This is a genomic window from Paracoccus shanxieyensis (genome assembly GCF_009711265.1).
GTDB lineage: Bacteria > Pseudomonadota > Alphaproteobacteria > Rhodobacterales > Rhodobacteraceae > Paracoccus > Paracoccus shanxieyensis.
In genome coordinates this window covers 132,120-158,893 of sequence record NZ_WMII01000001.1, presented here as the reverse complement: position 1 = coordinate 158,893, position 26,774 = coordinate 132,120, and the positions used below count along the sequence as shown (strand labels likewise).

The following is a 26,774-nucleotide window of genomic DNA, read 5'->3' as shown; positions in this document are numbered from 1 at the left end:
ACAGTGCCTCGACTGCTCAGGATCTTTCGCCGCAAGTTGCGACTTCGCGCCCGCCGTCAATGGCTGCTGGGGCGTGCGATCCGGCGTCGGCGCAGGCTTAAGCCGGTCCAGAACCGGACGCGGCGCATTCAGGCGGGCGATATCCTGCTGTTCATGTCGATGCGGAACGAAAAGATCCGGCTGCCGTATTTTCTGGACTATTACCGCCGCATGGGCGTGCAGCATTTTCTGGTCGTCGACAATGGCTCGGGCGATGGCGGGCGCGAATATCTGTCCAGCCAGCCCGATGTCTCGATCTGGCTGACGCAATCCAGCTATAAGGATTCGCGGTTCGGCATGGATTGGATGAACTGGCTGCTGCGCCGCTATGGCAGCGGGCATTGGTGCCTGACGGTCGATCCCGACGAATTCCTGATCTATCCGCATCACGATTCGCGGCCGCTGAAGGCGCTGACCGACTGGCTGGACGCCTCGGCGATGAAAAGCTTTTCGGCGATGCTGCTGGACATGTATCCCAAGGGGCCGCTGAACAGTCAGCCCTATGCCGAAGGGACAGACCCCTTTGGCATCGCCGGGTGGTTCGATCCGGCGAATTACGCGATCCGCAAGAATGGCGAATACGGCAATCTGTGGATTCAGGGCGGGCCGCGCGGGCGCGTGTTTTTCCGCGACAACCCCGAGGCGGGGCCGGCGCTGAACAAGATCCCGCTGGTGCGCTGGGAACGGTCTTATGCCTATGTCAGCTCGACCCATATGCTTTTGCCGCGGTCGCTGAATGTCGTCTATGACGAGGACGGCGGCGAGCGTGCCTCGGGTTGTCTGCTGCACGCCAAGTTCCTGTCCACCTTCGTCGAGAAATCCGCCGAGGAACTGACGCGGCGTCAGCATTACGCCGACAGTCAGGAATACATGGCCTATCACTCGGGGTTGCTGGACGATCCCGATCTGTGGTGCAGCGAATCGCGGCGCTTCGAGGATTGGCGCCAGCTTGAGGATCTTGGGCTGATTTCAAAGGGGAACTGGGCATGACCGACCAGACGGTGACCCCGCTGCCGCCGCGCCCGTTCAAGGTCAAGCTGGGCATCGTCATGCTGTGCCACAACCAGCTGCCCACGGCGGCGCGCATGGCGCGGGTCTGGGCCGACGGTGGCGCCATGGTGGCGATCCATATCGACGCCAAGGCACCTTCGGATGCGGTCAGGACCTTGCAGACCGATCTGGCCAGCCATGAGCAGATCGTCTTTTCGCGCCGTCACCCCTGCGAATGGGGCACGTTCAGTCTGGTGCGGGCGACGCAGGATGCCGCCGCCCTGCTGCTGGACCGGTTCGAGGATGTCACGCATGTCATGGTGGTGTCCGGATCATGCCTGCCGCTGCGCCCGGTGGCGGATCTGGTGGCGTTCCTGTCGCTGCACCCGCATCGCGATTTCATCGAAAGCGTCACCGCCGAGGATGTCGGCTGGACCGTGGGCGGGCTGAACGAGGAACGCTTTACCCTGCGCTTTCCCTTTGCCTATCGCAGGCATCGCAAGCTGTTCGACCGCTATGTCGATTTCCAGCGCCGCTGGAAGCTGCGGCGCGCCATTCCGGACGGCATCGTGCCGCATCTGGGATCGCAATGGTGGTGCCTGACGCGCGTGACGCTGCGCGCGATCCTGTCCGACCCGGACCGGCCCGCGCTGGACCGCTATTTCAACCGCGTCTGGATCCCGGATGAAAGCTACTTTCAGACCCTGGCGCGCAAGCATTCGACCCGGATCGAAAGCCGGTCGCTGACGCTGGCCAAGTTCGACGGGCAGGGCAAGCCCTATATCTTCTACAACGACCACCGCCAGATCCTTGAGGAATCGCGCAGCTTCGTCGCGCGCAAGATCTGGCCGGATGCGACCGGGCTTTACACCTATTTCCCGCGCCCGGTGCAGGGTGAGCCGTCTTCGGCCGAACCCCAGCCCGAGCGTCTGGACCGCATCATCTCGCAGGCGGTGGCGCGGCGAAAGCTGGGGCGGCCCGGCCTTTACATGCAAAGCCGCTTTCCCCGCAAGGATCAGGAAAACGGCAAGACCTCGGCGGGCTATGCGGTCATGCAGGGGTTTTCGGACATCTTTCCCGGCTTTGAAAGCTGGCTGGCCCAGCGTGTCGATGCCGAGGTGCATGGTCATGTGATGGCGCAATATGGCGTCGAATATGCCGACCGCAGCCAGATCGGGCCGGGCGGTCTGTCCGACAGCGCGGCGCTGCGCGATCTGGACCCGCGCGGCTTTCTGGCCAATATGATCCGCATCTCGCACCGGCCGCAGATCATGCAGTATTCGCCGCGCGATCAGCAGTCGCTGAACTGGTTCATGGGCACCGATCCCAATGCGCAGATCTTTGTCATCACAGGCGCATGGGCCGTGCCGCTGTTGCATTCCGGCATGCCCTTTGACGATATCCGCCGGGTGGCCGCCATCCTGCAACGGACCGAACTTGAACAGATCGACGTGCTGAACTCGGTCTGGCTGAAGGCGCGCACCCGCATCTGGGATCTGGCCGATTTCAGCGCCCGCCCTGCGGATGTGCTGCGCTCGGTGCTGCGGCAATTGGGGGGCGATCCGGAAACCGCCACGGCCCTGCCCGACATGCGCGAACTGGCGGGGATGGGGCGCTTTCTGCAGCGGCTGCGCAATGCCGGCCTGCGCCCGCAACTGATGGGGGATTTCCCCATTTCCGAACCCGTGCCCATCCCGCCGAAGGAAAGCCTTGCCTCATGACCCAGACCTTCCAGCGTTTCGTGATCTTTGCCGAAATGCGCACCGGATCGAACCTGCTTGAGGCGACGCTGAACGGCGTCAAGCGCGTCACCTGCTTTGGCGAGGCGTTCAACCCCTATATGATGGGCTGGCCCGACAAGGACGAATTGAAGGGCATCAGCAAGGCCGAACGCGAGGAAGACCCCCACAAGCTGCTGGCCGCTTTGTGGGACAAGCCGAACCATCTGCCGGGGTTTCGCTATTTCCACGATCACGACCCGCGCGTCTTCGATGCGATCATGGATGACCGCGCCTGCGCCAAGATCGTGCTGACGCGCAATCCCGTGGACAGTTTCGTATCGACCGCTCTGGCGCGTCAGACGAACCAGTGGAAGCTGAACGAGACCGAGACCCCGATCCCCGCCGCCGCGCATTTCGATGCCGCCGAGTTTCGTCTGGTCACCGCCCGGATCGAGGAATTCCAGCTTCGCATCCAGCACCGCCTGCAAGCCACCGGCCAGACCGCTTTCTGGCTGGGCTATGAGGATCTGCGCGATGCCGATGTGATGACCGGGCTGTTGCACTGGATGGGCCGCCGCGATGTCGACCGCGTGCTGCCCGCCAGCGATCAGGTGCCGCAGAACCCGCGCGAACTGGCCGAGAAGGTCACCAATTTCGACGAGATGCAGGACGCGCTGTCGCGGCTGGACCCCTTCATGCTGCGCCGCATCCCGAATTTCGAGCCGCGCAAGGGTCCCGCCGTGCCGTCCTATATGGTGGGGGCGGCGGGCAAGGGGCTGATCTTCATGCCCATCAAGGGCGGCCCGACCGAAACCGTCGCGGGCTGGATGCGTGCCATGGGGGATCTGTCCGAGGATCTGACCCAGAACGCCCTGCGGCAATGGAAGCGCGATCATGTCGGCCATCGCAGCTTTACCGTGCTGCGCCATCCGCTGCTGCGGGCATGGGCGGGGTTTGAATCGCTGGTGCGGGGCAATAACGCCGAATTGCGCCAGCTCATGCGCAGCGTGCATCGCGTGGCCCTGCCGCGCGACGAAGAACTGGGCGCGATGGACGACGCGCAGCAGGCCGGGCTGTTCGCCGCGTTTCTGGATTTCCTGCGCCGCAACCTGAACGGCCAGACGACGCTGCCGACCTATCCGCATTGGGCCAGCCAGTCCGAGGTTCTGGCCGGTTTCTCGCGCATGGGGGCGCCGGATCTGGTCCTGCGTGAGGGGGATCTGGCCCGCGATCTGGGCTGGCTGGCCGACGGGGCGGGGATCCGCGCGCCCGCGCCGCTGACCGGGCTGCGCGACTTTCCGGCGTTCCTGTCCGAACAAAGCCTGCGCGGCGCAGCGAAAAAGGCCTATCTGCGGGATTACGTGGCCTTTGGGTTTGCTGGCCAGCCCTGATCCGATTGAGCCCTAGCCCTGCGGCGTCATCGCCTTGCGCTGGCGCGAGCGTTCCAGCCCCAGCTTGTGTTCGCGCCAGATGATCAGGATGCCCGCGGTGATGACCAGCGCCGCGCCCATCAGCATGACGATGCTGGGTATTTCATCAAAGACCAGCCAGCCAAGCGCCAGCGCCAGCAGCATCGAGGAATATTCGAACGGCGCAACCAGCGAGGCATCGGCATAGCGATAGGCCGAAGTCAGCAGGATCTGCCCGACCCCGCCCAGCACGCCGATGCAGATCAGCAGCGCCAGCGTCCTACCGTCCGGCATGATCCAGCCAAAAGGCAGCGTCAGCAGGCTGAGAATCGTCGAGGTCACCGAAAACCAGAACACGATGGCCGAGGTGCGTTCCTGCTGCACCAGCTTGCGCACGAAGATCTGCGCCAAGGCAGTGCAGGATGCTGCGGTCAGCATGACCATGGCGCCCAGTTGCTGGGTGACATCCGGGGCTTCGCGCCCGTGGCCGATGCGGGGCGACAGCACGATCAGCACGCCCACCAGCCCAAGGCCCACCATGCTCAGCCGGAACAGCCGCACCTGTTCGCCCAGAAACATCGCGGCAAAGATCACGGTCAGCAGCGGCGCGGCATAGCCGATGGCCGTCACCTCGGGCAAAGGCAGCAACGCCAGCGCCCAGAAGCCAAAGGCCATGGCCGCCGTTCCGACGATGCCGCGATAGAAATGCCCCATGGGCCGGTGGGTTTTCAGCCCGACGGCCAGTTCGCCCCGCATCAGCAGCCAGATCAGGATGACAGGAATGGCGAACAGCGACCGGAAGAATGCCTGCTGGCCCGGCGGGATGCCCGCATCCCCCTGCGAGGTGGCCTTGACCAGCGCCGCCATCATCGTGAACACGAAAACGCTGGAGCATTTCAGCAAGATGCCGCGCAGCGGGCTGGGAGGGGTCGGTGTCATGGCAATCGCTCATACGCCCACATGGCCGCGTCGGCGACAGTCGGATCGGGGTCGTTCAACAACCTTGCCGCGACCGGTCGCAGATGCGCAAGGCCAGAATTGCCGATGGCGTAAAGCACATTGCGCACCATGCGATCCCGCCCGATCCGCTTGATGGGACTGCCCGAAAAACGGGCGCGAAACGCCGCGTCGTCCAGTTCCGCAAGCTCGGCCAGCGCGGGCGCGCCATGCGGGCCGTGATAGCGCATCTCGGTCGCGTCTTGGGCGAATTTGTTCCACGGGCAGGCGGCAAGGCAGTCGTCGCAGCCATAGATCCGGTTGCCCATCAGCGGTCGCAATTCGGGATCGACCGGCCCCTTATGCTCGATCGTCAGGTAGGAAATGCAGCGCCGCGCATCCAGTTGAAAGGGCGCGGGAAACGCATTCGTCGGGCAGGCATCCAGACAGGCGCGGCAGGATCCGCAATGCTCACGCTCGGGGCGGTCCTTGGGCAGATCCAGCGTGGTGAAGATCGAGCCCAGAAAGAACCAGCTTCCCAGCTCGCGCGACAGCAGGTTGGTGTGCTTGCCCTGCCAGCCCAGCCCCGCCGCCATGGCCAGCGGCTTTTCCATGACCGGCGCGGTGTCGACAAAGACCTTGATCTCGGCTCCGGTCTGACCGACCAGCCAGCCGCCCAACCGTTTCAGCCGCTTCTTGACCAGATCGTGGTAATCCTTGCCCTGCGCATAGACGCTGACGCCGCCCCGGTCGGGATGGTCCAGCACCGCCAGCGGGTCGTGATCGGGGGTGTAAAGCTCGGCCAGCATGATGACCGACCGCGCCTCGGGCCACAGCGCGTCGGGCGCGGCCCGCCATGCGGTCCGCTGGGCCATCCATTCCATCTGGCCGTGCCGTTCCTTGGCCAGAAACTCGGCCAGACGTTCGGGCAGATGCGGATTGGCATCGGGGGCGCAGATGCCAAGGGCGTTAAAGCCTTCGGCGCGGGCCTGTTCTTCCAGCCGGGCGCGGATCTGGACCGGATCAGAAATCCAGCAGGGCATAATGCGGCGCCGGGTGAACGCCCGGCAGGTGGTCGGCCAGCAGGCTGCGGAAGGCCGGGCGCGACTTGATCTTGGCATACCAGTCCTGCACCTCGGTCGAATGGGTCCAGTCCACGTCCGAGATGTAATCCAGGCACGAGATATGCGCCGCAGCGGTGAAATCGGCCAGCGTCATCACATCGCCCGCCAGCCAGCGGCGATGTTCCAGCAGCGATTTCATGTAATCCATGTGATAGCGGATCGCCGACAGACCCGCCTTGACGGTGCGGCTGTCCGGATAGCCCTGCCGCATGACCTTTTTCCAGACCCGTTCCATCATGACGGGGCGGGTGCATTCGGCATTGAACTTGTCATCGAACCACGAACACAGCCGGCGGACCTCGAAGCGGTCGATGGCGGATTTCGGCATCAGCGCCGGATTGGGCCAGGTTTCGTCCAGATATTCGCAGATCGCCTGACTTTCGGCCATCAGCCGCCCGTCCATGCGCAGGACCGGCAGCTTACCCGCCGGATTGCGGCGCAGGATCTCGGTCCCCGGCTCCCAATAGCGGTCCTCGACCAGTTCGACCTCGATCCGCTTTTCGGCCAGCACCAGCCGCACCTTTCGGCAGAACGGCGACAGGGCGACGTGATAGAGGCGGATGGTGGAATTCGAGGAAGAATTGTTCATAAAGGAAAACCGCGATCGGACGAGGGCTGCCCCGTTTGATACGCCTCACGCGGGTTCGTTTCAACCGCGATAGGGTTAACGCACCAGCCGCAGACAGGAATCGCGGCCATCTGCCTGAATCGTCTGCGCCCCGGACACGATCTGGCGCGTCCTTGCCGATCCGGTCTGCGGATTGCGCGACCGTGGTGCGGGCAGGATCGAGGCCAGCGCCGCTGCCTGCCGCAGCGTCAGCTTGTCGGCATCGGTCTTGAAGTAATATTGCGCTGCCGCCTGCACGCCGAACACGCCGCGCCCGAATTCCGCAAGGTTCAGATAGACCTCGGCGATGCGGCGCTTGGACCACAGCAGCTCGATCATCGGCGTATAGGTGGTTTCCATCACCTTGCGCGGCCAGCTTCGGCCCTGCCACAAAAAGACATTCTTCGCGGTCTGCTGCGAGATGGTCGAGGCCCCCCGGCTGGATCCCGAGGCGATGACCTTGCGGATTTCGGACATGTCGAAACCCCAGTGGTTGCAGAAATTCGCATCTTCGGCGGCAATCACCGCGCGGACGATATTGGGCGACATCTCATCCATATCCAGCCATTCGCGGGGCGTGCCGGGATATTCGCGTTGGCCGGTGATGATGGTCCAGCTTGTCGGCGGGTTGATAAAGGAAAACAGAAAGACCAGCACGAACATCAGCGCCAGCAGGCGCAGACCCAGCCAGCGCGTCCAGCCCCACAGCCAGATCAGCCCACGCCGGACGGGCCGCCAGCGGCGGGCGGCGGGGGCGGGCTTGGCGTCATGGGCCAGCGCCGCGGGGTCTGAGGTCCGGCTGCGTCGGGGCATGGCCGCGTCCTGTCACGGCCATGCCCTTATGGTCAAGGCTTTACGACGACGACGAGAAGGCCGCGGCGACCGGCACTTTTTCCTCGACCTCGGCTTCCGGCATCCCGACGGCGCTGCGCAGCTTGCCGCCGGCAAAGGCTTCGCGCAGCTTGTCTTCCTGTTCATTGGGCAACGAGGTCTGCAGCACGCGGCCGCGGACATGGAAGCCCTCGATCCGTTCCAGCACCTTGTCGGCGGTCATCTTGCGCACAAGGATGAACACCGCCGAGCCGCCCGGCTGGATCGAATGGCCCAGATCGCGCATGAAATCGTCATTGATGCCGATATCGGTGAAACGACCGGCCAGCGCGCCCGAGGCCGCGCCGACAGCCGCACCGACCAGCGGGTTCAGAAAGATCAGGCCGACCAGCGTGCCCCAGAAGCCGCCGCCCATCGCGCCGGCCGCAGTCAGGTTCACGGCCTGATGCAACTGGATATCCTCGGCGGTGGGGCGGGTGACGACGACCGCATCCTCAAGCTGGATCAGATATTCCTTCTGCATCTTCACAAGTTCGCTGCGCAGATCGAAGCCGGTGGTTTCATCGTCAAAGGCGATGACAAGAAGATCGGACATCTCGGGTTCCTTTCATGAAACAGGAAACGCGGGCACTGAAGTCGTGTGATAGCACCCTTGAGGTAACGAAATATTACAAGGACTGTAACTTTTCGCGCATCTGGCCATAGGCATCAAGGGCCGCGACGCGACGTTCGGCCAGCTTCCGCTGGGCATCGCCTGACTTGTAGGCATCCGGCACCTCCCATCCTTTGGGAATGGCGTCGAAATAATCGCGCGCCGTGTCGGCAGTGCTGCCGTCATATCCCAGCAGCCAGCGGCGACGATATGCGCCTTTGGGGTCGAATTTCTCGGCCTGCGTCACCGGGTTGAAGATGCGGAAGAAGGGCGAGGCATCCGGCCCCGACCCCGCCACCCATTGCCAGTTCATCGCATTGCTGGCCGGATCCCAGTCGGTCAGGCTGTCGGCAAAGTGCCGCAGCCCGGCACGCCAGTCGATCATCAGATGCTTGGTCAGGTAGCTTGCGACGATCATGCGCACGCGGTTGTGCATCCTTCCCGTCACCCGCATCTCGCGCAGGCCGGCATCGACGGCGGGGATGCCGGTGCGGGCCTGCTGCCATGCCTCCAGCCCGGCGCCGCGCGGCCTCCAGGGGAATTCCATCCAGTCCTCGCGCCAGTTGCGGCTGTCCATCTGCGGGAATTCGACCAGCAGATGCCATGCGAATTCCCGCCACAGCACTTCGGACAGGAATTTGCGCGCGTCATCGGCGCTGGTGCGGTCGTCCTGGATGCGGGCCATGCTGCGGGCCCAGACCGTGCGCGGGCTGATTTCCCCCAGCGCCAGCGCCTCGGCCAGCCCCGAGGTCACGTCCATATCCAGCCGGTCGCGCCCTTCGCCATAGCCCTTGGCGTGATCCAGAAACCGCTCGAGCCGGGTGGCTGCGGCATCCTCACCGGCGGGCAGGGCGTGGCGGTCCAGCACAGCCGCGCCCGAGCGCATGTCGGGGGCAAGGTTCAGCTTCGCCAGATCCTCGCCCTTGGGCAGATCGGCGGCAATCGCGATGTCGCGGGGGCGGTTGACGGGTTTGTCCGGACCCGCCTCGCGCACGGCGCGCGCAAAGGGGGTATAGACCTTGTAGCTGCCGCCGGTCTTGGTCCGGATCATGCGCGGATGGATCAGCAGATGACCCGCATGCAGACACAGCGTCACATCCCCCAGCGCCTTGCGCAACGCGTCCTGCGCCTTGCGCATGGGCGCGCAGGGCCAGTCGCTGGCATGGATGGCCCCGGCCCCGATCTGGCGGGCCAGCTTGGGCAGAACGTCACTGGCCTCTCCGCGCAGGATGGTGACGCCGTGCCCGGTCTTTTCCCGCAGCGCCGTGTCAAAGGCGGCCAGCCCGCGTTGCAGCCGCCAGCGGCTGGCCGCGCCTTGATCCATCAGCGCGCTGTCGATCACAAAGACCGGGGCGATTGGCCCGTCCTTGGCCGCAGCGGCCAGCGCGGGATTGTCGGAAAGGCGGAAATCGCGGCAAAGCCAGAAAATCGTCGTCATGGGCTGGTTCCAAAGATGCTGCACCTGAACGCCGATCCCTATGCATCGGGTTGCAGAAAATCGCACATGCCAAAGCGGTTCCGGTCTTGCCATGCCCCCGGACTCCTGCGCCAAATAGCGATCACGGTTCGGTGTTTTCCCGTCAGGAGTGTGTTTTTCTCATGCTGGTTCAGCTTGTTCACATCAAGGTGCTGCCGGGACAGCGCGACGCCTTTATCAAGGCGTTCCGCCTGAATTGCGACGGCACGCGGCGCGAGCCGGGCAATATCCGCTTTGATCTGCTGTGCGACCCCGAGGATGAGAACAGCTTTCACGTCTATGAGGTGTTTCGCGACGATGCTGCGCTGGATACCCACCGCCAGACCGACCATTTCCGCCGCTGCATCGCGCTGATCGATCCGATGATGGAAACGCGCCGCAGCAAGACCTTTTACACCCCCGTGCTGGTCGAAGACCGCGCCTAAGCCCAAGCGACCCTGACGATGCTGAACCCGCTTCGCCCCTACAGCGCCCGGATGCGACGGCTGCTTGGCCAACCGCAGCCCGAATTCACCGATGGCGCGGTCGAGACCTGGCAAGAGGCGCCGGGCGGTCTGCTGGAATTCCGTCCCGCGCTGTATCTGCCCGGTCAGCCCGACCGCATCCGCGCCAGCGTGTTCGCGAACCTGCCCGAAACCGTCGAGGCGCTGACCCGCCATGGCGAGGCTGCGGAAGGCCCGACCATGGGCTGGCGCTTTCGCGACATCGACCTTGTGGACGGGGTCTTGTATCGCAACGGGGCCGAACAGCACCTGCGCAACCGCCGCCGCCGCTTCGGGCTGGCCTTCCGCCCCCGGCAATCCGTCAGCGGCGCCTTGTATGAGACATGGACCACCAATCGCTGGTTCGGAAGCTGGCTGATGGATGCGCTGGTCGCGTGGCCGCTGGCGCAGAAAACCGGGATGGCGATGACCACCGCCCCCGTGCCGAAACCCGGCAGCCATGCCGCCGAATACGAGGCGATGCTGGGGATCGCGCCAAAGCGTGCCTTGGGTGATCTGCATTTCGATGAGCTGATCCTGTTCGGCGATCTGTCGAACAATGCCGACAAATGGCGGCGGCAGCGCGATTTGCGCCAGTCGCTGCTGGCCGGGCGCGACCCGACGCCGGTGCCGGGCGTGTTCCTGCTGCGCGGCATGGGGGGCGATATGCGCTTCTTGCAGAACGAAACCGAACTGGCCGAGAAACTGGCGACCCAGCGCGGCTTTCTGGTCATCGACCCGTTGAAAGCCACAGCCGCCGAACTGATCGAGGCTTGCGGCGCGGCCCGCGCCATCGTCGGGGTCGAGGGCAGCCATCTGGTCCACGGCATCAACGTGGCCCCCGCAGGGGCGGCCATCGTGCCGATCCAGCCGCCGGACCGGGTGGCGGCGACGCTGAAGCAATTGTCCGACCGGCTGGATCAGCGATTCGGACTGGTGGTGGCCGAGGGCAATGACACGGTCTTCACCCTCGGCTGGGACGATCTGGCCCGGACGCTGGACCTGTTCGACTGAGCTATTCGCCGCGCGGAAAGCGCTTGGATTCCTCAAGGATGTTCAGGTCCATGTGGTTGCGCATATAGCGCTCGGACGCCTTCATCAGAGGCTGGTGGTCCCACGGGAAATAGGCACCATTGCGCAGCGCCTCATAGACGATCCAGCGCCGCGCCTGACTTTCGCGCACCTCGGCGTCATAGGCCTGCAGATCCCAGCGCGCGCCCGCCATGGCGCGCAGACGCTCCAGCGGTTCGGCGGCGGCCGGGTCGGTGGCGCGGTTCACCCGCTCGGCCGGGTCGTCTGCAAGGTTGAACAGCATCTCGGGATCGGCGGGGCAGGCGATGTATTTCCAGTCCCCATCGCGCAGGCAGACCAGCGGCGTGATCGAGCCTTCGGCGGCATATTCCATCGCCACCGGCCCGCGTTCCGCCGCGCCCTGCGCCAGCGAGCGGCCATCGGTCCATGGCATGATCTCATCCATCGAGATGCCCGCCAGATCGCAGATCGTCGGCAGCACGTCGATGGTCGAGACCGGCGTCTCCACCAGCCCCGCAGCCATGCCGGGCGCCGAGATCATCAGCGGCACCCGCGCCGAGCCCTCGAAGAAGTTCATCTTGAACCACAGGCCACGTTCGCCCAGCATGTCGCCGTGATCGGACAGAAACACCACGATGGCCTCTTGCCGCGTCCGTTCCAGCACGTCCATCAACTCGCCCAGCTTGTCGTCGATATAGCTGATATTGGCGAAATAGCCCTGACGCGCGCGGCGGATGTGATCGGGTGTCACCGTCAGCCCGCGCCAGTCGCAGGCATCCATCAGGCGCTGGGAATGCGGATCCATGTCATCATAGGACATGGTTTCGGGCGGCTCGATTTCCGGGATGCCGTCATACAGATCCCAGTATTTGCGCCGCGCGACATAGGGGTCATGCGGATGGGTAAAGCTGACGGTCAGGCACCACGGCCGGTCATCCCCGCCGCGCGCCAGATCGTAAAGCTTGCGCGTCGCGTTATAGGCGACCTCGTCATCATATTCATACTGGTTGCTGATCTCGGCCACACCCGCGCCGGTGACGCTGCCCAGGTTGTGATACCACCAGTCGATCCGTTCGCCCGGTTTGCGGTAATCCGGCGTCCAGCCGAAATCGGCGGGATAGATATCGGTGGTCAGGCGCTCTTCATAGCCGTGCAGCTGGTCGGGGCCGACGAAATGCATCTTGCCCGACAGGCAGGTCTGATAGCCCGCGCGGCGCAGGTGATGGGCATAGGTCGGAATGTCGCTGACGAATTCGGCGGCATTGTCATAGACCCGCGTGCGGCGCGGCAACTGGCCCGACATGAAGCTGGCGCGGCCCGGCGCGCAAAGCGGGCTGCCGGTATAGGCATTCGCATAGCGGGTCGAGCGTGCGGCCAGCTTGCGCAGGTTCGGAACGTGCAGGAATTCGGCCGGGCCGTCGGGGAAAAGCACCCCCGACAGCTGATCGGCCATGACGATAAGGATATTCGGACGGGTCAATTATTTCACCGAGGCCATGACTGCTTCGGCGCCGGGTTGACCGTCAAGCGTCGTCACACCGTCCAGCCATTTGGCGACGGGTTCGGGGTTGGCTTCGATCCATGCCTTTGCGGCATCGGCGGGATCGGTCGATTCGTTCAGGATATTGCCCATCAGCGTGTTTTCCTGATCGACGCTGAACACCATCTGCTTGAACAGCTTGGCCGCGTTCGGGCATTCTTCGGCCCAAGCCTTGCGCGCCACGGTATGCACGGTCGCGCCGCCGAAATCCGGGCCGAATTCCGCATCGCCGCCCGACAGATAGGTGATGGCAAGGTTCACGTTCATCGGATGCGGCGCCCATGCCAGAAACACCGAGGGCTTGCCCGCCGCGTCATTGCGCGCGACCTGCGCCAGCATGGCCTGTTCGCCCGATTCCACCAGCTCCCAGTCGCCAAGGCCGAACTTGTCATCGGCGATCATCGTGGCGATGGACTGGTTGGCAGGCGCGCCCGGCTCGATCCCGTAGATCTTGCCGTCGAAGGCGTCCTTATGGGCGTCCAGATCGGCGAAATCCTTGATGTTCAGATCCTTGGCGGCATCGGTCACGGCCAGCGTGAACTTCGCACCCTCAAGGTTCTGCACCAGCTCCTCGGTCTTGCCCGAGGCTTCCAGATCATCGCGGAATTTCTGCTGCGCCGGCATCCAGTTGCCAAGGAATACGTCGGTTTCGCCGTTCTTCAGCGCCTCATACCCGATCGGCACGGACAGGGTCTTGATGTCGGGCTTGTAGCCAAGCCCGGTCAGAACCGCATTGGCCACGCCGTTCGTGGCGGTGATGTCGGTCCAGCCGGGATCGGACAGCCGCACGGTCGCGCAGCTTTCGGGGTCATTCGCCAAGGCGGGGGTCACCGCCATCGTGGCGATCAGGGCGGCGGAAACTCGGGTGATTTTCGACATGCTGGACCTCTGGTTAACGCGTCTGCCGCGACCATGGGCGGTCCCGGCTTGCTGCGCCAATCAGCCCATAGCGCGCAGCGGGACGCAAGCGTCAGATCATGCCGCGTTGCGGCACCGTCATGAAGCTGTCGTGATCTGCCACATGGCCTTGCCGGAAGGGCACGTCGCCCGGACGCAGAGCACGCGTACGTTTCCGGTTGCGGATGCTTTAAGTTCAGAAGCGGGCGAATCAGTTTGCCTGCCCGCAGCCCGGAAAAAGATGATTGATGGCCCGTTGGAATGCTTCAGCATAGATTCGTCAGGCGTCCCGGCGCCTCGGCGCGGGCATTGGTCGGGCACCGCCGCTCGATGGGGTCGGATTTCGCCTTGGCGAAGGTGCTGGCCTTCATCGCCGGGGCCGCGAATGCGGGCGGCTTCTTTGCCTTGGGGCAATATACCTCGCATATGACGGGGTATCTGTCGCAATTTGCCGACAGCTTGGCCTCGGGCGGGTTTGCCGTGGCGGGCGTGGCGGCATGGGCGGTGTCGTCGTTCACGGGCGGGGCTGCGCTCAGCAGCCTTCTGATCAACTGGGCGCGCTTGCGGCACAGCAGACAGCGCTATGCGATCCCCCTTGCGGTGCAGGGCGCGTTTCTTGTCTGCTTTGCCGTTGCAGGGGTGCTGGGCGGGCCTGCGGGGCGGCTGCTTTCGCTGGGCTGTCTGTGCTTCATCATGGGGATGCAGAATGCCACCATCACCAAGATATCCTATGCTCGGGTGCGCACGACCCACGCGACGGGCATGGTGACGGATATCGGCATAGAGTTCGGCCGCGCGCTGTGCGGCATGCTGTTCCCGCAATCCGGCATTTCGATGCATCACCAGAAGCTGCGGATCCTCTCGTCACTGATCGGCGCGTTTCTGATTGGCGGACTTGCCGGGGCGGCGGGCTTTCACGCCATGGGATTTGCGGTGTTTCTGCTGCTGGCGGGCATCTTGTTCGCCCTGTCGCTGCCGTCCTTGCTGCGGCGCTGACCAGAACAGCGCCAGCCAGCGTGTCTGCGCAGGTCAAATCATGGCAGGATCTTACGGCCTGCAGGGGAAAACCGCATTTCCGGCTTTTCCGCAGCGCTTTGCTTTCGCTTGGATAAAGTGGTGAGCCCAACAGGATTCGAACCTGTGACCCACTGATTAAAAGTCAGTTGCTCTACCAACTGAGCTATGGGCCCACATCACGGGGGGCTTCCTAGTGGCGGTGGCGGATGGGGTCAAGCGCAAAAAACGCCGCCTCTGGCAGAATCTTTGCGACGGGATTATGTGGGCGTCATGGAACAGCAGCAAAACCCGGGTAAGCGCCCGCATTTGCCCTTCATGAAGATGCATGGGCTGGGCAATGATTTCGTCGTCCTCGATGCCCGCCAGTCCGGCGGGCTGCCTGATGCTGCGACGGTCTCGGCCATGGCGGACCGGCATTTCGGGGTCGGCTTCGATCAGCTGGCCGTGGTGCTGCCGGGGGAAAACGCCGATGCGCGGCTGGTGTTCTTTAACGCGGATGGCTCGGTGTCCGGGGCGTGCGGCAATGCCACGCGCTGCGTCGCGCGCTATCTGATGGATCAGTCGGGCGCGGCCAGTCTGCGTCTGGCCACCGATCACGCCGTGCTTCTGGCCGAGGATGCGGGGCAGGGGCTGACCCGCGTCAACATGGGCGCGCCGGTGCTGGACTGGGACAAGATCCCGCTGGCGCAGGACATCGACACGCTGCACCTGCCCATCGCGGGCGATCCGGTCGCGACGGGCATGGGCAATCCGCATATGACCTTCTTCATGCCCGATGTGGCGGCCATCGACCTGCCCGCTTTCGGATCGCTGCACGAACATCACCCGCTGTACCCGCAGCGCGCCAATGTCGAACTGGTGCAGATCGTCTCGGACAGCGAAATCATCCTGCGCATCTGGGAACGCGGGACGGGGATCACGCTGGCCTCGGGGTCGTGCAGTTGCGCGGCCGTGGTCGCCGCCGCGCGCCGTGGCCTGACCGGGCGGCGGGTCAAGGTCAATGTGCCGGGGGGCGTTTTGCAGATCGACTGGCGCGACGACGGGGTCTGGATGACCGGCCCCACGGCGCATGTCTTTGACGGAGTGTGGCGGGGATGACGAACGCGCCGGTTTTCGCCACCCTGGGCTGCCGCCTGAATGCCTATGAGACCGAGGCGATGCGCGAAATGGCGCAATCCGCCGGGCTGCAGGGCGCGGTGATCGTGAACACCTGCGCCGTGACGGCCGAGGCCGTGCGCAAGGCGCGGCAGGAAATCCGCAGGCTGGCGCGGGAAAATCCCGGCGCGCCGGTCATCGTCACCGGCTGCGCCGCACAGACTGAGCCCGAGACATTCGCCGCCATGGCCGAGGTCACGCGCGTTGTCGGCAACCACGAAAAGATGCTGCCCGAAACATGGCAGCGGATGCAGGCCCCCGATCTGATCGGCGACACCGAAAAGGTGCAGGTCGATGACATCATGTCGGTCAAGGAAACCGCGGGCCATCTGATCGACGGCTTTGGCCGCCATCGCGCCTATGTGCAGGTCCAGAACGGCTGCGACCATCGCTGCACCTTCTGCATCATCCCCTATGGCCGGGGCAATTCGCGCTCGGTCCCGGCGGGGGTGGTGATCGACCAGATCAAGCGCCTGCGCGACCGTGGCTTCAACGAGGTGGTGCTGACCGGCGTCGATCTGACCAGTTGGGGCGCGGATCTGCCGGGCCAGCCGAAGCTGGGCGATCTGGTCATGCGCATCCTGCGGCTGGTGCCGGATCTGCCGCGCCTGCGCATCAGCAGCATCGACAGCATCGAGGCGGATGAGAACCTGATGCTGGCCATCGCCACCGAACCGCGCCTGATGCCGCATCTGCACCTGTCCCTGCAGGCGGGCGATGACATGATCCTGAAGCGGATGAAGCGCCGCCACCTGCGCGACGATGCCATCCGCTTTTGCGAGGATGCCCGCCGTCTGCGTCCGGGCATCGTCTTCGGTGCCGACATCATCGCCGGTTTCCCGACCGAGACCGAGGCGATGTTTGAAAACAGCCTGAAGCTGGTCGATGATTGCGGCCTGACCTTCCTGCATGTCTTTCCGTATTCCGCGCGCAAGGGCACGCCCGCCGCGCGGATGCCCAAGGTGCAGGGCCCCCAGATCAAGGACCGCGCCGCGCGTCTGCGGGCCAAGGGCGATGCCGCGCTGGCCCTGCATCTGGGCGCGCAACTGGGCGAAACCCGGCTGGTGCTGACCGAAGGTCCGCGTCTTGCCCGGACAGAACATTTCACCGAGGTCTCGTTTGATCGCGACATGCCCGAGGGCTCATTGATTCAGGTTGCGATCAAGGGGCATGATGGCCAACGCCTGACCGCATAAGTTGTTTTGCCCAGCTTGCGGGCAAATGCCCAAGCCGATCCTGACATTTCAGGCAAGTTACTGACTGATCGCTTGCCCGTCATGAAACTGCCGCATAATCCTTTGCCGATGACATTGCTTTACACGCATCCCTCGGGTTTTCAGCATGTGACGCCGCCCAGCCACCCTGAACAGGCGGCCCGGCTGGAAGCGGTCATGTCCGCGCTGGAGGGGCTGGATCTGGACCGGCGCGAGGCATCGGATGCCCGCGATGACGATATCCTGCGTGCCCATCCGCAAACCTATCTGTCGATGATCCGCCGCAAGCTGCCCGATGAAGGCTGGGCGATGCTGGATGCCGATACCTATCTGTCGCCCGGCAGTCTGGTCGCGGCGCGTCATGCGGTCGGCGGCGTCTGCGATGCGGTCGATGCCGTTCTGGCGGGGCAGGACCGCAATGCCTTTGTCGCCATGCGCCCGCCCGGCCATCACGCCGAACGCGCCAAGGCGATGGGGTTCTGCATCTTGAACTCGATTGCCATCGGCGCGCTGCGGGCGCTGCAGCATCACGGGCTGGACCGCGTGGCGGTGCTGGATTTCGACGTGCATCACGGCAATGGCACGCAAGACATCCTGTGGAACGAAACCCGGTCGCTGTTTGCCTCGACGCATCAATATCCGCTTTATCCCAGCACCGGCGCGGCCAATGAACGCGGCGTGGATGGCAATGTGATGAACATGCCGCTGCATGCCGGCTCGGACGGCGAACCGGCCCGCGCGGCGTGGCGCCAGATCTGCGACCGCGTGACCGAATGGCAGCCGCAACTGGTGCTGGTCTCGGCGGGATTCGATGCCCATGCCCATGACCCGCTGGCGGCGCTTGACTGGGACGAGGCTGATTTTACGGCGATTTCCCGGATGATCTGCGATGCGGCGGCCTTGTGTTCGGCCCCGGTGGTATCGGTGCTTGAAGGCGGCTATGATCTTGGCGCTTTGGGACGCTCGGCGCGTGCCCATGTCGAGGTGCTAAAGGAGACGGCCGCATGAGCGAGATCGAGAACATGTCCTTTGAGGAGGCGATGCGCGAACTTGAAGCGACGGTCGGCAAGCTGGAACATGGCGAGGCCACGCTTGAGGAATCCATCGCGCTTTACGAACGCGGCGCCAAGCTGCGGGCGCATTGCGACAAGGTGCTGCGCGCCGCCGAGGAGCGCGTGGAAAAGATCACCCTTGCGGCCAATGGCCAGCCCAACGGAACCGTCCCGGTCGAGGGGCTGTGATGCAGGACCGTCTGGCGGATGTGAAAGCGCAGGTGCAGGCCGCGCTGGATGAGGCGATGGCGCACCTGCCCGAAGGCGAGCTGACCGACGCGATGCGTTACGCCTGCATCGGCGGCAAGCGGCTGCGGGCGTTTCTGGTGCTGGAATCGGCCCGGCTGCATGGCATCGCCGATGCCGATGCGCTGCCCGTGGCGGCCGCGGTCGAGGCGCTGCACGCCTATTCGCTGGTCCATGACGATCTGCCTGCAATGGATGACGACGATCTGCGCCGCGGCCTGCCCACCGTGCATGTGCAATGGTCCGAGGCCACGGCGATTCTGGCGGGCGACGCGCTGCAGACGCTGGCATTCGGCCTGCTGGCCGGGGCTGCGGCCATCGCGCCCGACCGCCGTCTGGCGCTGATACAGGCATTCGCGGACTCTGTCGGCGCGCGCGGCATGGTCTGGGGGCAGGCCCTGGATATCGCCGCCGAAGAGGCCGTCGAGCCTTTGGACATCGTGGCCGTCAAGCGGCTGCAAAGCGCCAAGACCGGCGCGCTGATCGTGTTCTCGGCGGTGTCGGGGGCGATCATGTCGGGCGAGGATACCGACGCCATGACCGATTATGCCCGCGCGGTCGGGCTGGCCTTCCAGATTCAGGACGACATTCTGGACGTGACCGGCAACGAGGAAGACACCGGCAAGCGCATCCACAAGGACAGCGACGCCAACAAGGCGACCTTCGTGTCGCTGCTGGGCCTTGACGGTGCCGAGGACAAGGCCCGCAAACTGGTCCGTTCCGCCGAAGCCGCCCTTGATCCCTATGGCGAGGCCGCCGGAAACCTGCGCCAGTTGGCGCGTTATGTCGTCGAGCGCGCCTCGTAATTCCCTGAAGAAAGGGTCAGCCATGAGCCAGACCGACCGCCCCGCTACGCCCGTTCTGGATCGGGTGAACCTGCCTTCGGACATGAAGGCCCTGACGGACCGCGAGTTGTGCCAGCTTGCCGATGAACTGCGCGCCGAAACCATCAGCGCGGTGTCCGTCACCGGCGGCCATCTGGGCGCGGGTCTGGGGGTCGTGGAACTGACCGTGGCGCTGCACGCGGTCTTTGACACGCCGCGCGACAAGATCATCTGGGACGTGGGCCATCAGTGCTATCCGCACAAGATCCTGACCGGCCGGCGCGACCGCATCCGCACGCTGCGGACCGAAGGCGGGCTGTCGGGGTTCACCAAGCGCTCGGAAAGCGCCTATGATCCGTTCGGGGCGGGGCACAGCTCGACCTCGATCTCGGCGGCGGTGGGCTTTGCCATGGCGCGCGAACTGGGCGGCGATCCGGGCGATGCGATCGCGGTGATCGGCGACGGGGCCATGACCGCCGGCATGGCGTTCGAGGCGATGAACAATGCGGGCGATCTGGGCAAGCGCGTCTTTGTCGTGCTGAACGACAATGAAATGTCCATCGCGCCGCCGACCGGGGCGCTGTCGCGCTATCTGACCCGGCTTTATGCCGAAGGTCCGTTTCAGGAACTGAAATCCGTGGCCAAGGGCGCGGTGGGCTTCCTGCCGCCGCCCATGCAGGAAGGCGCGCGCCGCGCCAAGGAAATGCTGAAGGGTATGACCGTCGGCGGCACCCTGTTCGAGGAGCTGGGCTTTTCCTATATCGGGCCGGTCGATGGTCATGATCTGGAACAGTTGCTGCCGCTGCTGCGCACGCTGAAAGCCCGCGCCACAGGCCCGGTGCTGATCCATGCGGTGACGAAAAAGGGCAAGGGCTACGCCCCCGCCGAACGCGCCGCCGACAAGGGCCATGCCACCGCGAAATTCGACGTGGCGACCGGCACGCAGGCCAAGGCGAAATCCAATGCGCCCAGCTATACCAGCGTCTTTGCCCGCGCCCTGACCGATCAGGCGTCGCGCGATGACAAGATCGTCGCGGTGACGGCGGCCATGCCCGATGGCACCGGCCTGAACCTGTTCGCCGAGCGTTTCCCCCGCCGCTGTTTCGATGTGGGCATTGCCGAACAACATGCGGTGACCTTCAGCGCCGGTCTGGCGGCGGGGGGGATGAAACCCTTCTGCGCGCTGTATTCGACGTTTTTGCAGCGCGGCTACGATCAGGTGGTGCATGACGTGGCGATCCAGCGCCTGCCCGTGCGCTTCGCCATCGACCGGGCCGGGCTGGTCGGGGCGGATGGCGCGACCCATGCAGGCGCCTTCGACGTGGCCTTCATGGCGAACCTGCCGGGCATGGTGGTCATGGCCGCCGCGGATGAGGCCGAGCTGTGCCACATGGTCGCCACCGCCGCCGCCTATGACGACGGCCCCATCGCCTTCCGCTATCCGCGTGGCGAGGGGATGGGCGTGGAAATGCCCGAACGCGGCCAGCCGCTGCAGATCGGCAAGGGCCGCACCATCTGCGAGGGCAAGGGCGTGGCCATCCTGTCCTTTGGCACCCGCCTGGCCGAGGTCATGCGCGCGCGCGAGGAATTGCTGGCCGCAGGCATCAGCCCGACCGTGGTGGACGCGCGTTTCGCAAAGCCTCTGGACCGCGATCTGATCCTGCGGCTTGCCCGCACGCATGACGCGCTGATCACCATCGAAGAGGGCTCGGTGGGGGGCTTCGGCTCGCTTGTCGCGCAACTTCTTGCCGATGAAGGGGTTTTTGACACCGGCTTGCGCTTCCGTCAGATGGTGCTTCCCGATACCTTCATTGATCATGCCAGCCCCGATGCCATGTATCGCGAAGCCCGCATGTCCGCCCCGGACATCAAGGCCAAGGTGCTTGAGGTCCTGGGCGTGGCCATCGCCAAACGTGCCTGAGAGGTCCAGATGCTGCGAACCCTTCTGACCGGACTTGCGCTGTCCCTGCCGCTTGCTGCCATGGCGCAGGACGGCACAACGGACACACCCGCAACGCAAAGCCCCGCACCCGACGCGCCCGCTGCACCGTCGCAGGACGCAGCCGCGCCTGCGGCAGACACCGCGCCCGCCGCTGAGGCCGCACCCGCCGAAGCCGCATCCGCACCTGCCCCCGTGCCCGCAGCACCCGCACCCGAGCCGCCGCGCGAATACCTGCCCAATCTTTACGATGTCACCATCGTCGAGACATGGGACACGCTGAACGTCCGCCAATCGCCGGATGGCAAGGCCAAGGTCATTGCCACGCTGCCCTCGAACGCCAAGGGGATCGAACTGGTGGTGCGCGATGCCACCGGCAAATGGGGCAAGATCAATCTGGGCGAACAGACCGGCTGGGTCGCACTGCGCTTTTTGAAAAAGCAGGGCGACGCATGGCAACCCGCCGCATTGCCGCAAAGCCTGAAATGCAGCGGGACCGAGCCGTTCTGGAGCCTTGCGGTCAGCAAATCCGGCATGGTGTTTTCCGAACCCGACCAGCCCAACCGCGACATGGGCCTGCGCAAGGTCATGGACCGGGGCATCCCGTCCGAGCCGACGCGCGGCTTTATCGCCGGCGACGACAAGGGCCGCGTCACGGCATTCATGCGGCCGCAGCAATGTTCGGACGGCATGTCGGATCGGGCCTATGGGCTGGCGGTCTCGGTCATTCTGGACGGGCAGGACATGCCGTCCAGAATGTTGATGGGCTGCTGTTCGATCGCCCGCTGATCAGAAGCGATACCCCAGACCGATATTCACCGCATGGGTGGTGATGTCGGTGTCAAGCTTGCCGCCGCCCGTCAGGTCGGCGGTATTGCTGGAAAACGTGCCCTGATATTCGACAAAGCCCAGCCATGCGTCGCTGAAATCGCGGCTGACACCGGCAAACCAGCGGATCGCCGGTCCGGTCAGTTGATATTCAAAGGTGCGGCCCTCGGGGCGCTCAAGCTCGACATGCGGGATGGCCGCGCCGATGCCCGCGCCAAGATAGGGCGTGACGCCCCGTTGCGGCTGCCAGCGGCGTTGCAGGTTCACGGTCAGGATGTTCAGCCCGTCGGTGAATTCCAGCCGGTCCAGCCCCGCCTTGGCCAATGTCGCATCGCTGGCCTTGACCTTGGCATGGGTGAATTCCGCGCCCCATCCCCAGTCACCCTGCCAGCGTGTCCAGCGCAGGCCCCAATAGGGCGGCATCTTGAAGGATTCTCCGTCCCATTCTGCGCTGAAGCTTTGGCCGGGGATCTTGACATCCGAGTTGGGCGCCGTCTGCCAGCCGGTATAGCCCTGGATCACGTCCTCGGCGAAACCGGGGCTGGCGCTGGCGGTCAGGACCAGCGCAAGCGCCGTGGCAAGACGATGTGACATGCGATTTTCCTGATAAGTTGCGATCTTTGGCGACGCAGGCGTTTGAACCCGATGCGGATGCGCTGGCGGGTCGGCGCATGATGGCGCAAAGCCCTGTCGCAGGCCAGCCCCCAGAACACGCCGAACAGCACCTGCCAGATGGTATGGGCCCCGGCATCCATGCGGCTGGCACCGGTAAAGCCTGCGGCGATGATCACCGCGATGCGGACCGGGGTGCTGGTCATGGCGCATTCCTGCAAAAGCGCAGACGCGCCAAAGGCCGCCGTCGCCGTATGACCCGAGGGCATCCCGGCATCGCCGCCATTGGGGCGCTGGTTGATCGGCGCATCGCCAAGGCCCTGTTTCGTCGCGTGCAGGCCGATGAACATGACGGCATAACGCAGCGCATATTCCGCGCCGTGGCCGTTCACAGCCTGACATCCCCATGCCAGCAGCGGCAGCGCCACCTGAAAGCGGTCGCCCAGCTTTTCGGCCTTGGGACCGGTCAGGACCAGCAGGCCGACAAGCACGGCCATGATGGTGACGGGCAGTCCTCGGGTTGCGAACAGACGCTGCATGGGGTCACCATGCTGGCTTCGATGCGTGTGTGCTAACAGCCCGAGGTGACGATTTTCTTACAGCGGTTGTTCGGCCATCATCGCCCGCAGGCCGCTGCGGTAATCGGGATGGATCAGCCGCACGCCCAGCCGTTCCTTGATGCGCCCGTTCCGCACCCGCTTGCTTTCGGCATAAAACGACCGCGCCATCGGCGTCATCTGCGCGGTGGCGAAATCCTCGGCCGGGGGCAGGGGGGCGCCCAGCAATTCGGCGGCCAGCGCGATCACATCCTCGGGCGGGGCCGGGTCGTCGTCGCAGACGTTATAGACCGCGCCGGGATCGGGCGCGTTGATCGAGGCCAGCAGCACCTGCGCGATATCCTCGGCATGGATGCGCGAAAACACCTGACCGGGTTTTACGATCCGCCGCGCCGTGCCCTCGCGCACCTTGGCAAAAGGACCGCGCCCGGGGCCATAGATCCCGGCAAGGCGAAAGATGTGCAGCGGCAGATCGTGATCCGCTGCCAGCCGCTGCCACGCGGTTTCCGCCGCCACCCGTTCGCGCCCGCGCCGGGTCGAGGGCGTCAGCGGCGTCGTTTCATCCACCCACGCCCCGGCATGATCGCCATAGACGCCGGTGGTCGACAGATAGCCCAGCCAGCGCGGCGTGGCGCGGGCCAGATCGGCAGCAAAATCGGCCAGCACCGGGTCGCCCTGCGCGGCGGGCGCGGCGCAGACCAGAATGGCATCTGCCTTGGCGATCTGGGCGCGGACCTGATCGCCTTGGCCCGGCCACAGCAGCGGCGTGGCCCCGCTGGCCGCCACGCGGTCTGGCGCGTCGCGGGTGGTGCCCGTGACTTGCCAGCCCTGCGCGACAAGGCGCGGTGTCAGGAAACCGGCGCTGTAGCCATGCCCAAGCACCAGCGCCTTCATGCGCGGTCCTTCAGGATGCGGGCAGCCAGTTCAAACGAGCGGTGCCGCGCCTGCTGGTCATAGATATTGCCGACAAGGATCAGCTCATCGGGCTTGTAGCGCGCGATCAGCCGGTCCAGCTGGCTGGCGACGGTGTCCGGCGCGCCGACGGCGCTGACCGACAGCGCATGTTCCACCGTGGGCAGGATGCGCACCGGCACCGCTTGCAGAATGTCATCGACCGGCGGCGGCAGCAGCCCGGGCGAGCCCAGCCGCAGCCGGGCAAAGCTGATCTGCTGGCTGGTGCGCAGGCGCTGGGCCTGTTCGTCGGTCTCGGCGGCGATGACGTTGACGGCCAGCATGAAGCGCGGGCGTTCGCCGAATTCCGTGGGCTGGAACCGCTCGCGATAGGTTTGCACCGCCTGATCCAGCGCATCGGGCGCGAAATGGCTGGCAAAGGCATAGGGCAGGCCAAGGGCCGCCGCCAGGCTGGCGCCGTAAAGCGACGATCCAAGGATCCAGACCGGGACATTGGTGTCCTGCCCCGGATGCGCCGCGACCGGCGTGCCGGGCTGATGCGGGCCGAAGAACCGCAGAAGCTCGACCACGTCATTCGGGAAATCGTCATTGCGCATCCCGCGCCGCAGCGCCTGCATGACCGCGCCATCCCCGCCCGGCGCGCGGCCCAGCCCAAGGTCGATGCGGTCGCCATGGATGGTGGCAAGCGTCCCGAACTGTTCGGCAATCGCCAGGGGGGCGTGATTGGGCAGCATGACGCCGCCCGCGCCGACGCGGATCGTGCTGGTCTGGCTGGCGATATGTTCGATCAGCACCGAGGTCGCGGCGCTGGCGATGCCCGGCATATTGTGATGTTCGGCCAGCCAGAACCGGTGATAGCCCCAGCCCTCGGCGGCTTTGGCCAATGCGACGGAATTGGCGATGGCCTGCCGGGCGTCCGAGCCTTCGGCGACAACGGCCAGATCAAGAATGGAAAACTGCATCTGCGGACTCCTTTGTGCGTGACATAGGAAGCCCGACGCCGCCTTGCCAGTCCGCAAGCCCGCTGGCACAGTCCCCAAAAAGTGGAGACGCGCATGATCCCCGACAACCGGCTGCTGCCCATCGAAACCCCCATTCCGGCCGAGCGCGCCTATTTCGACGATCCCGCCGCCGCGGTCGAACGGCTGATCCAGCTTTACCAGCGGGCCTCGTCCTTTCTGCTGGACCGCTTTGTCGAAACGCTGGAGGGCGTGACGCCCCGCGCAAGATATCGGGCGTTCTATCCGGAAGTGCGGATGATCGTGCCCAGCCATTCCAAGACCGATTCGCGCCTGTCCTTCGGGCATGTGGCGATCCCCGGCACCTATGCCAGTTCCATCACCCGGCCCGACCTGTTTCGCGGCTATCTGACTGAACAGATCGGGCTGGTGATGAAGAATCACAATATCCCGGTGGCGGTCGGCGACAGCGACACGCCGATGCCGGTGCATTTCGCGGTCGCCACGCAAAGCGACCTGAACGTGCCGCAGGAAGGCGTCCTGAATTTTTCATTGCGCGATGTGTTCGATGTGCCGGATCTGAACACCACGAACGACGACATCGTGAACGGCACCGCCGGGCCGAACCCCGATGGCAGCCAGCCGATGGCGCCCTTTACCGCGCAGCGCGTGGACTATTCGCTGGCGCGGCTGTCGCATTACACCGCGACCCTGCCCGAGCATTTCCAGAACTTCGTGCTGTTCACGAACTATCAGTTCTATGTCGACGAATTCGAGGCCTTTGCCCGCCGCGCGCTGGCCGATCCGGCCTCGGGCTATACCGCCTTTGTCGCCCCCGGCAATCAGATGCTGGAGCGCCCCGAGGAGGTGCTGGCGACCGGCGCGAAAACCCCGCAGATGCCCGCCTATCACCTGAAACGTGCCGATGGCGACGGCATCACGCTGGTCAATATCGGCGTCGGCCCGTCGAACGCCAAGACCGCGACCGACCATATCGCCGTGCTGCGTCCGCATGCGTGGCTGATGGTCGGCCATTGCGCGGGCCTGCGCAATTCGCAAAGTCTGGGCGATTTCGTTCTGGCCCATGCCTATCTGCGCGAAGATCATGTGCTGGACGACGATCTGCCGGTCTGGGTGCCGATCCCGCCTTTGGCCGAGGTGCAGGTGGCGCTGCAGGATGCCGTGGCCGAGGTCACCCAGCTTGAGGGCTATGAGCTGAAGCGCATCATGCGCACCGGAACGGTGGCCACCATCGACAACCGCAACTGGGAGTTGCGCGACCAATCCGGCCCGGTGCAGCGGCTGTCGCAAAGCCGCGCCGTGGCGCTGGATATGGAAAGCGCCACCATCGCCGCCAACGGTTTCCGCTTCCGTGTGCCCTATGGCACGTTGCTGTGCGTGTCGGACAAACCCCTGCACGGAGAGCTGAAGCTGCCCGGCATGGCCACGGATTTCTATCGCACGCAGGTCGCGAACCATCTGCTGATCGGCATCCGGGCGATGGAGAAGCTGCGTGCGACACCGCTGGAACGCATCCACTCGCGCAAGTTGCGCTCATTCAACGAGACGGCGTTCCTTTAGATCGCGCCATCAAGGTCGAATAATCAGCATTTGCTGGGGAAAACCATCGAAACATCTTGAATTGCGCGCAAAAAGCATGTGTAGCGGCATATGTGCCGCCAAGGTGGCGTCCGAAAATTTCCCGAACGGGAAAACAAGAGG

Annotated in this window: 26 protein-coding genes and 1 tRNA gene; 14 read left to right on the top strand and 13 right to left on the bottom strand. The window is 64.9% G+C overall.

Features of this window, described 5'->3' with window-relative positions:
- Positions 1–3: 3 nt before the first annotated feature.
- From GL284_RS00770 to GL284_RS00760, 3 genes are read left to right on the top strand one after another with little or no spacing between them, the layout of a single operon-like run.
- Positions 4–1,029 carry a glycosyltransferase family 2 protein gene (locus tag GL284_RS00770; protein ID WP_341870263.1) on the top strand — a complete coding sequence of 342 codons (1,026 nt, stop codon included), beginning with the start codon at positions 4–6 and terminating at the stop codon, positions 1,027–1,029.
- Positions 1,026–2,750 (top strand): beta-1,6-N-acetylglucosaminyltransferase, encoded by a 1,725-nt coding sequence (locus tag GL284_RS00765; RefSeq protein ID WP_230382888.1) that lies wholly within the window; start codon positions 1,026–1,028, stop codon positions 2,748–2,750. Before GL284_RS00770 ends, GL284_RS00765 begins: the two co-directional genes overlap by 4 nt.
- Positions 2,747–4,141, top strand: coding sequence for a hypothetical protein (locus GL284_RS00760; RefSeq protein WP_155042739.1), 1,395 nt, complete (start codon positions 2,747–2,749; stop codon positions 4,139–4,141). The genes GL284_RS00765 and GL284_RS00760 overlap by 4 nt, the downstream gene beginning before the upstream one ends.
- A 12-nt stretch (positions 4,142–4,153) precedes the next feature.
- Here the strand turns inward: GL284_RS00760 and GL284_RS00755 are convergent, their stop codons facing one another.
- The 6 genes from GL284_RS00755 to GL284_RS00730 form a co-directional block, all read right to left on the bottom strand.
- On the bottom strand, positions 4,154–5,098 hold the full coding sequence (locus tag GL284_RS00755; protein WP_155042738.1) for a DMT family transporter: 945 nt from the start codon (positions 5,096–5,098) through the stop codon (positions 4,154–4,156).
- Positions 5,095–6,138 (bottom strand): tRNA epoxyqueuosine(34) reductase QueG, encoded by a 1,044-nt coding sequence (gene queG, locus GL284_RS00750; protein WP_155042737.1) that lies wholly within the window; start codon positions 6,136–6,138, stop codon positions 5,095–5,097. Before queG ends, GL284_RS00755 begins: the two co-directional genes overlap by 4 nt.
- Complete coding sequence (fzlA, locus tag GL284_RS00745) at positions 6,119–6,808, bottom strand: FtsZ-binding protein FzlA (RefSeq protein ID WP_155042736.1); 690 nt, start codon at positions 6,806–6,808, stop codon at positions 6,119–6,121. Before fzlA ends, queG begins: the two co-directional genes overlap by 20 nt.
- 75 nt (positions 6,809–6,883) lie before the next feature.
- Positions 6,884–7,639 (bottom strand): monofunctional biosynthetic peptidoglycan transglycosylase, encoded by a 756-nt coding sequence (mtgA, locus tag GL284_RS00740; protein WP_155042735.1) that lies wholly within the window; start codon positions 7,637–7,639, stop codon positions 6,884–6,886.
- A 40-nt stretch (positions 7,640–7,679) separates the two neighbouring features.
- Positions 7,680–8,252, bottom strand: coding sequence for a DUF1269 domain-containing protein (locus tag GL284_RS00735; protein ID WP_155042734.1), 573 nt, complete (start codon positions 8,250–8,252; stop codon positions 7,680–7,682).
- A 73-nt stretch (positions 8,253–8,325) separates the two neighbouring features.
- Positions 8,326–9,747: a cryptochrome/photolyase family protein gene (locus GL284_RS00730; RefSeq protein ID WP_196216689.1), complete on the bottom strand. Its 1,422-nt coding sequence runs from the start codon at positions 9,745–9,747 to the stop codon at positions 8,326–8,328.
- Between the two features lie 161 nt (positions 9,748–9,908).
- On the opposite strand from GL284_RS00730, the gene GL284_RS00725 reads away from it, so the two are divergent.
- Positions 9,909–10,211 (top strand): antibiotic biosynthesis monooxygenase, encoded by a 303-nt coding sequence (locus GL284_RS00725; protein WP_155042732.1) that lies wholly within the window; start codon positions 9,909–9,911, stop codon positions 10,209–10,211.
- An 18-nt stretch (positions 10,212–10,229) separates the two neighbouring features.
- Positions 10,230–11,282, top strand: coding sequence for a glycosyltransferase 61 family protein (locus GL284_RS00720; protein ID WP_155042731.1), 1,053 nt, complete (start codon positions 10,230–10,232; stop codon positions 11,280–11,282).
- A gap of 1 nt (position 11,283) precedes the next feature.
- Here GL284_RS00720 and betC read toward each other — a convergent pair whose 3' ends face one another.
- Positions 11,284–12,780, bottom strand: a complete 1,497-nt coding sequence (gene betC, locus GL284_RS00715) for a choline-sulfatase (RefSeq protein WP_155042730.1) — start codon at positions 12,778–12,780, stop codon at positions 11,284–11,286.
- Positions 12,781–13,719, bottom strand: coding sequence for a choline ABC transporter substrate-binding protein (gene choX / locus GL284_RS00710; protein ID WP_155042729.1), 939 nt, complete (start codon positions 13,717–13,719; stop codon positions 12,781–12,783).
- A gap of 279 nt (positions 13,720–13,998) precedes the next feature.
- Between choX and GL284_RS00705 the strand changes: the two genes are divergently transcribed.
- The gene (locus GL284_RS00705; protein ID WP_155042728.1) at positions 13,999–14,733 is read left to right on the top strand and encodes a YoaK family protein; all 735 of its coding nucleotides are present in this window, start codon (positions 13,999–14,001) and stop codon (positions 14,731–14,733) included.
- Positions 14,734–14,851: 118 nt separating this feature from the next.
- Here GL284_RS00705 and GL284_RS00700 read toward each other — a convergent pair.
- Positions 14,852–14,927, bottom strand: a tRNA-Lys gene (locus GL284_RS00700).
- Between the two features lie 97 nt (positions 14,928–15,024).
- Here GL284_RS00700 and dapF point away from each other — a divergent pair.
- From dapF to GL284_RS00665, 7 genes are all read left to right on the top strand, one after another.
- Entirely contained in the window at positions 15,025–15,852 is an 828-nt protein-coding gene (gene dapF / locus GL284_RS00695) for a diaminopimelate epimerase (RefSeq protein ID WP_155042727.1), read from the top strand.
- Positions 15,849–17,105: a tRNA (N(6)-L-threonylcarbamoyladenosine(37)-C(2))-methylthiotransferase MtaB gene (mtaB, locus tag GL284_RS00690; protein WP_155042726.1), complete on the top strand. Its 1,257-nt coding sequence runs from the start codon at positions 15,849–15,851 to the stop codon at positions 17,103–17,105. Before dapF ends, mtaB begins: the two co-directional genes overlap by 4 nt.
- 108 nt (positions 17,106–17,213) lie before the next feature.
- On the top strand, positions 17,214–18,131 hold the full coding sequence (locus tag GL284_RS00685; RefSeq protein WP_155042968.1) for a histone deacetylase family protein: 918 nt from the start codon (positions 17,214–17,216) through the stop codon (positions 18,129–18,131).
- Positions 18,128–18,364 (top strand): exodeoxyribonuclease VII small subunit, encoded by a 237-nt coding sequence (locus GL284_RS00680; RefSeq protein WP_155042725.1) that lies wholly within the window; start codon positions 18,128–18,130, stop codon positions 18,362–18,364. The genes GL284_RS00685 and GL284_RS00680 overlap by 4 nt, the downstream gene beginning before the upstream one ends.
- Positions 18,364–19,227, top strand: a complete 864-nt coding sequence (locus GL284_RS00675; RefSeq protein WP_155042724.1) for a polyprenyl synthetase family protein — start codon at positions 18,364–18,366, stop codon at positions 19,225–19,227. Before GL284_RS00680 ends, GL284_RS00675 begins: the two co-directional genes overlap by 1 nt.
- Positions 19,228–19,249: 22 nt before the next feature.
- Positions 19,250–21,166 (top strand): 1-deoxy-D-xylulose-5-phosphate synthase, encoded by a 1,917-nt coding sequence (gene dxs / locus GL284_RS00670; RefSeq protein ID WP_155042723.1) that lies wholly within the window; start codon positions 19,250–19,252, stop codon positions 21,164–21,166.
- Positions 21,167–21,175: 9 nt separating this feature from the next.
- Entirely contained in the window at positions 21,176–21,973 is a 798-nt protein-coding gene (locus tag GL284_RS00665) for an SH3 domain-containing protein (RefSeq protein ID WP_230382889.1), read from the top strand.
- Here the strand turns inward: GL284_RS00665 and GL284_RS00660 are convergent, their stop codons facing one another.
- From GL284_RS00660 to GL284_RS00645, 4 genes are read right to left on the bottom strand one after another with little or no spacing between them, the layout of a single operon-like run.
- A complete protein-coding gene (locus GL284_RS00660; protein ID WP_155042722.1) occupies positions 21,974–22,606 on the bottom strand; it encodes an outer membrane protein in 633 nt (210 codons plus the stop codon).
- Positions 22,567–23,163 (bottom strand): phosphatase PAP2 family protein, encoded by a 597-nt coding sequence (locus tag GL284_RS00655; protein WP_155042721.1) that lies wholly within the window; start codon positions 23,161–23,163, stop codon positions 22,567–22,569. Before GL284_RS00655 ends, GL284_RS00660 begins: the two co-directional genes overlap by 40 nt.
- Positions 23,164–23,220: 57 nt before the next feature.
- Entirely contained in the window at positions 23,221–24,075 is an 855-nt protein-coding gene (locus GL284_RS00650; protein WP_155042720.1) for an SDR family oxidoreductase, read from the bottom strand.
- Entirely contained in the window at positions 24,072–25,055 is a 984-nt protein-coding gene (locus GL284_RS00645; protein ID WP_155042719.1) for an LLM class flavin-dependent oxidoreductase, read from the bottom strand. Before GL284_RS00645 ends, GL284_RS00650 begins: the two co-directional genes overlap by 4 nt.
- A 93-nt stretch (positions 25,056–25,148) precedes the next feature.
- Here GL284_RS00645 and GL284_RS00640 point away from each other — a divergent pair, with 93 nt between their 5' ends.
- Positions 25,149–26,633: an AMP nucleosidase gene (locus tag GL284_RS00640; RefSeq protein ID WP_155042718.1), complete on the top strand. Its 1,485-nt coding sequence runs from the start codon at positions 25,149–25,151 to the stop codon at positions 26,631–26,633.
- Positions 26,634–26,774: the final 141 nt, after the last annotated feature.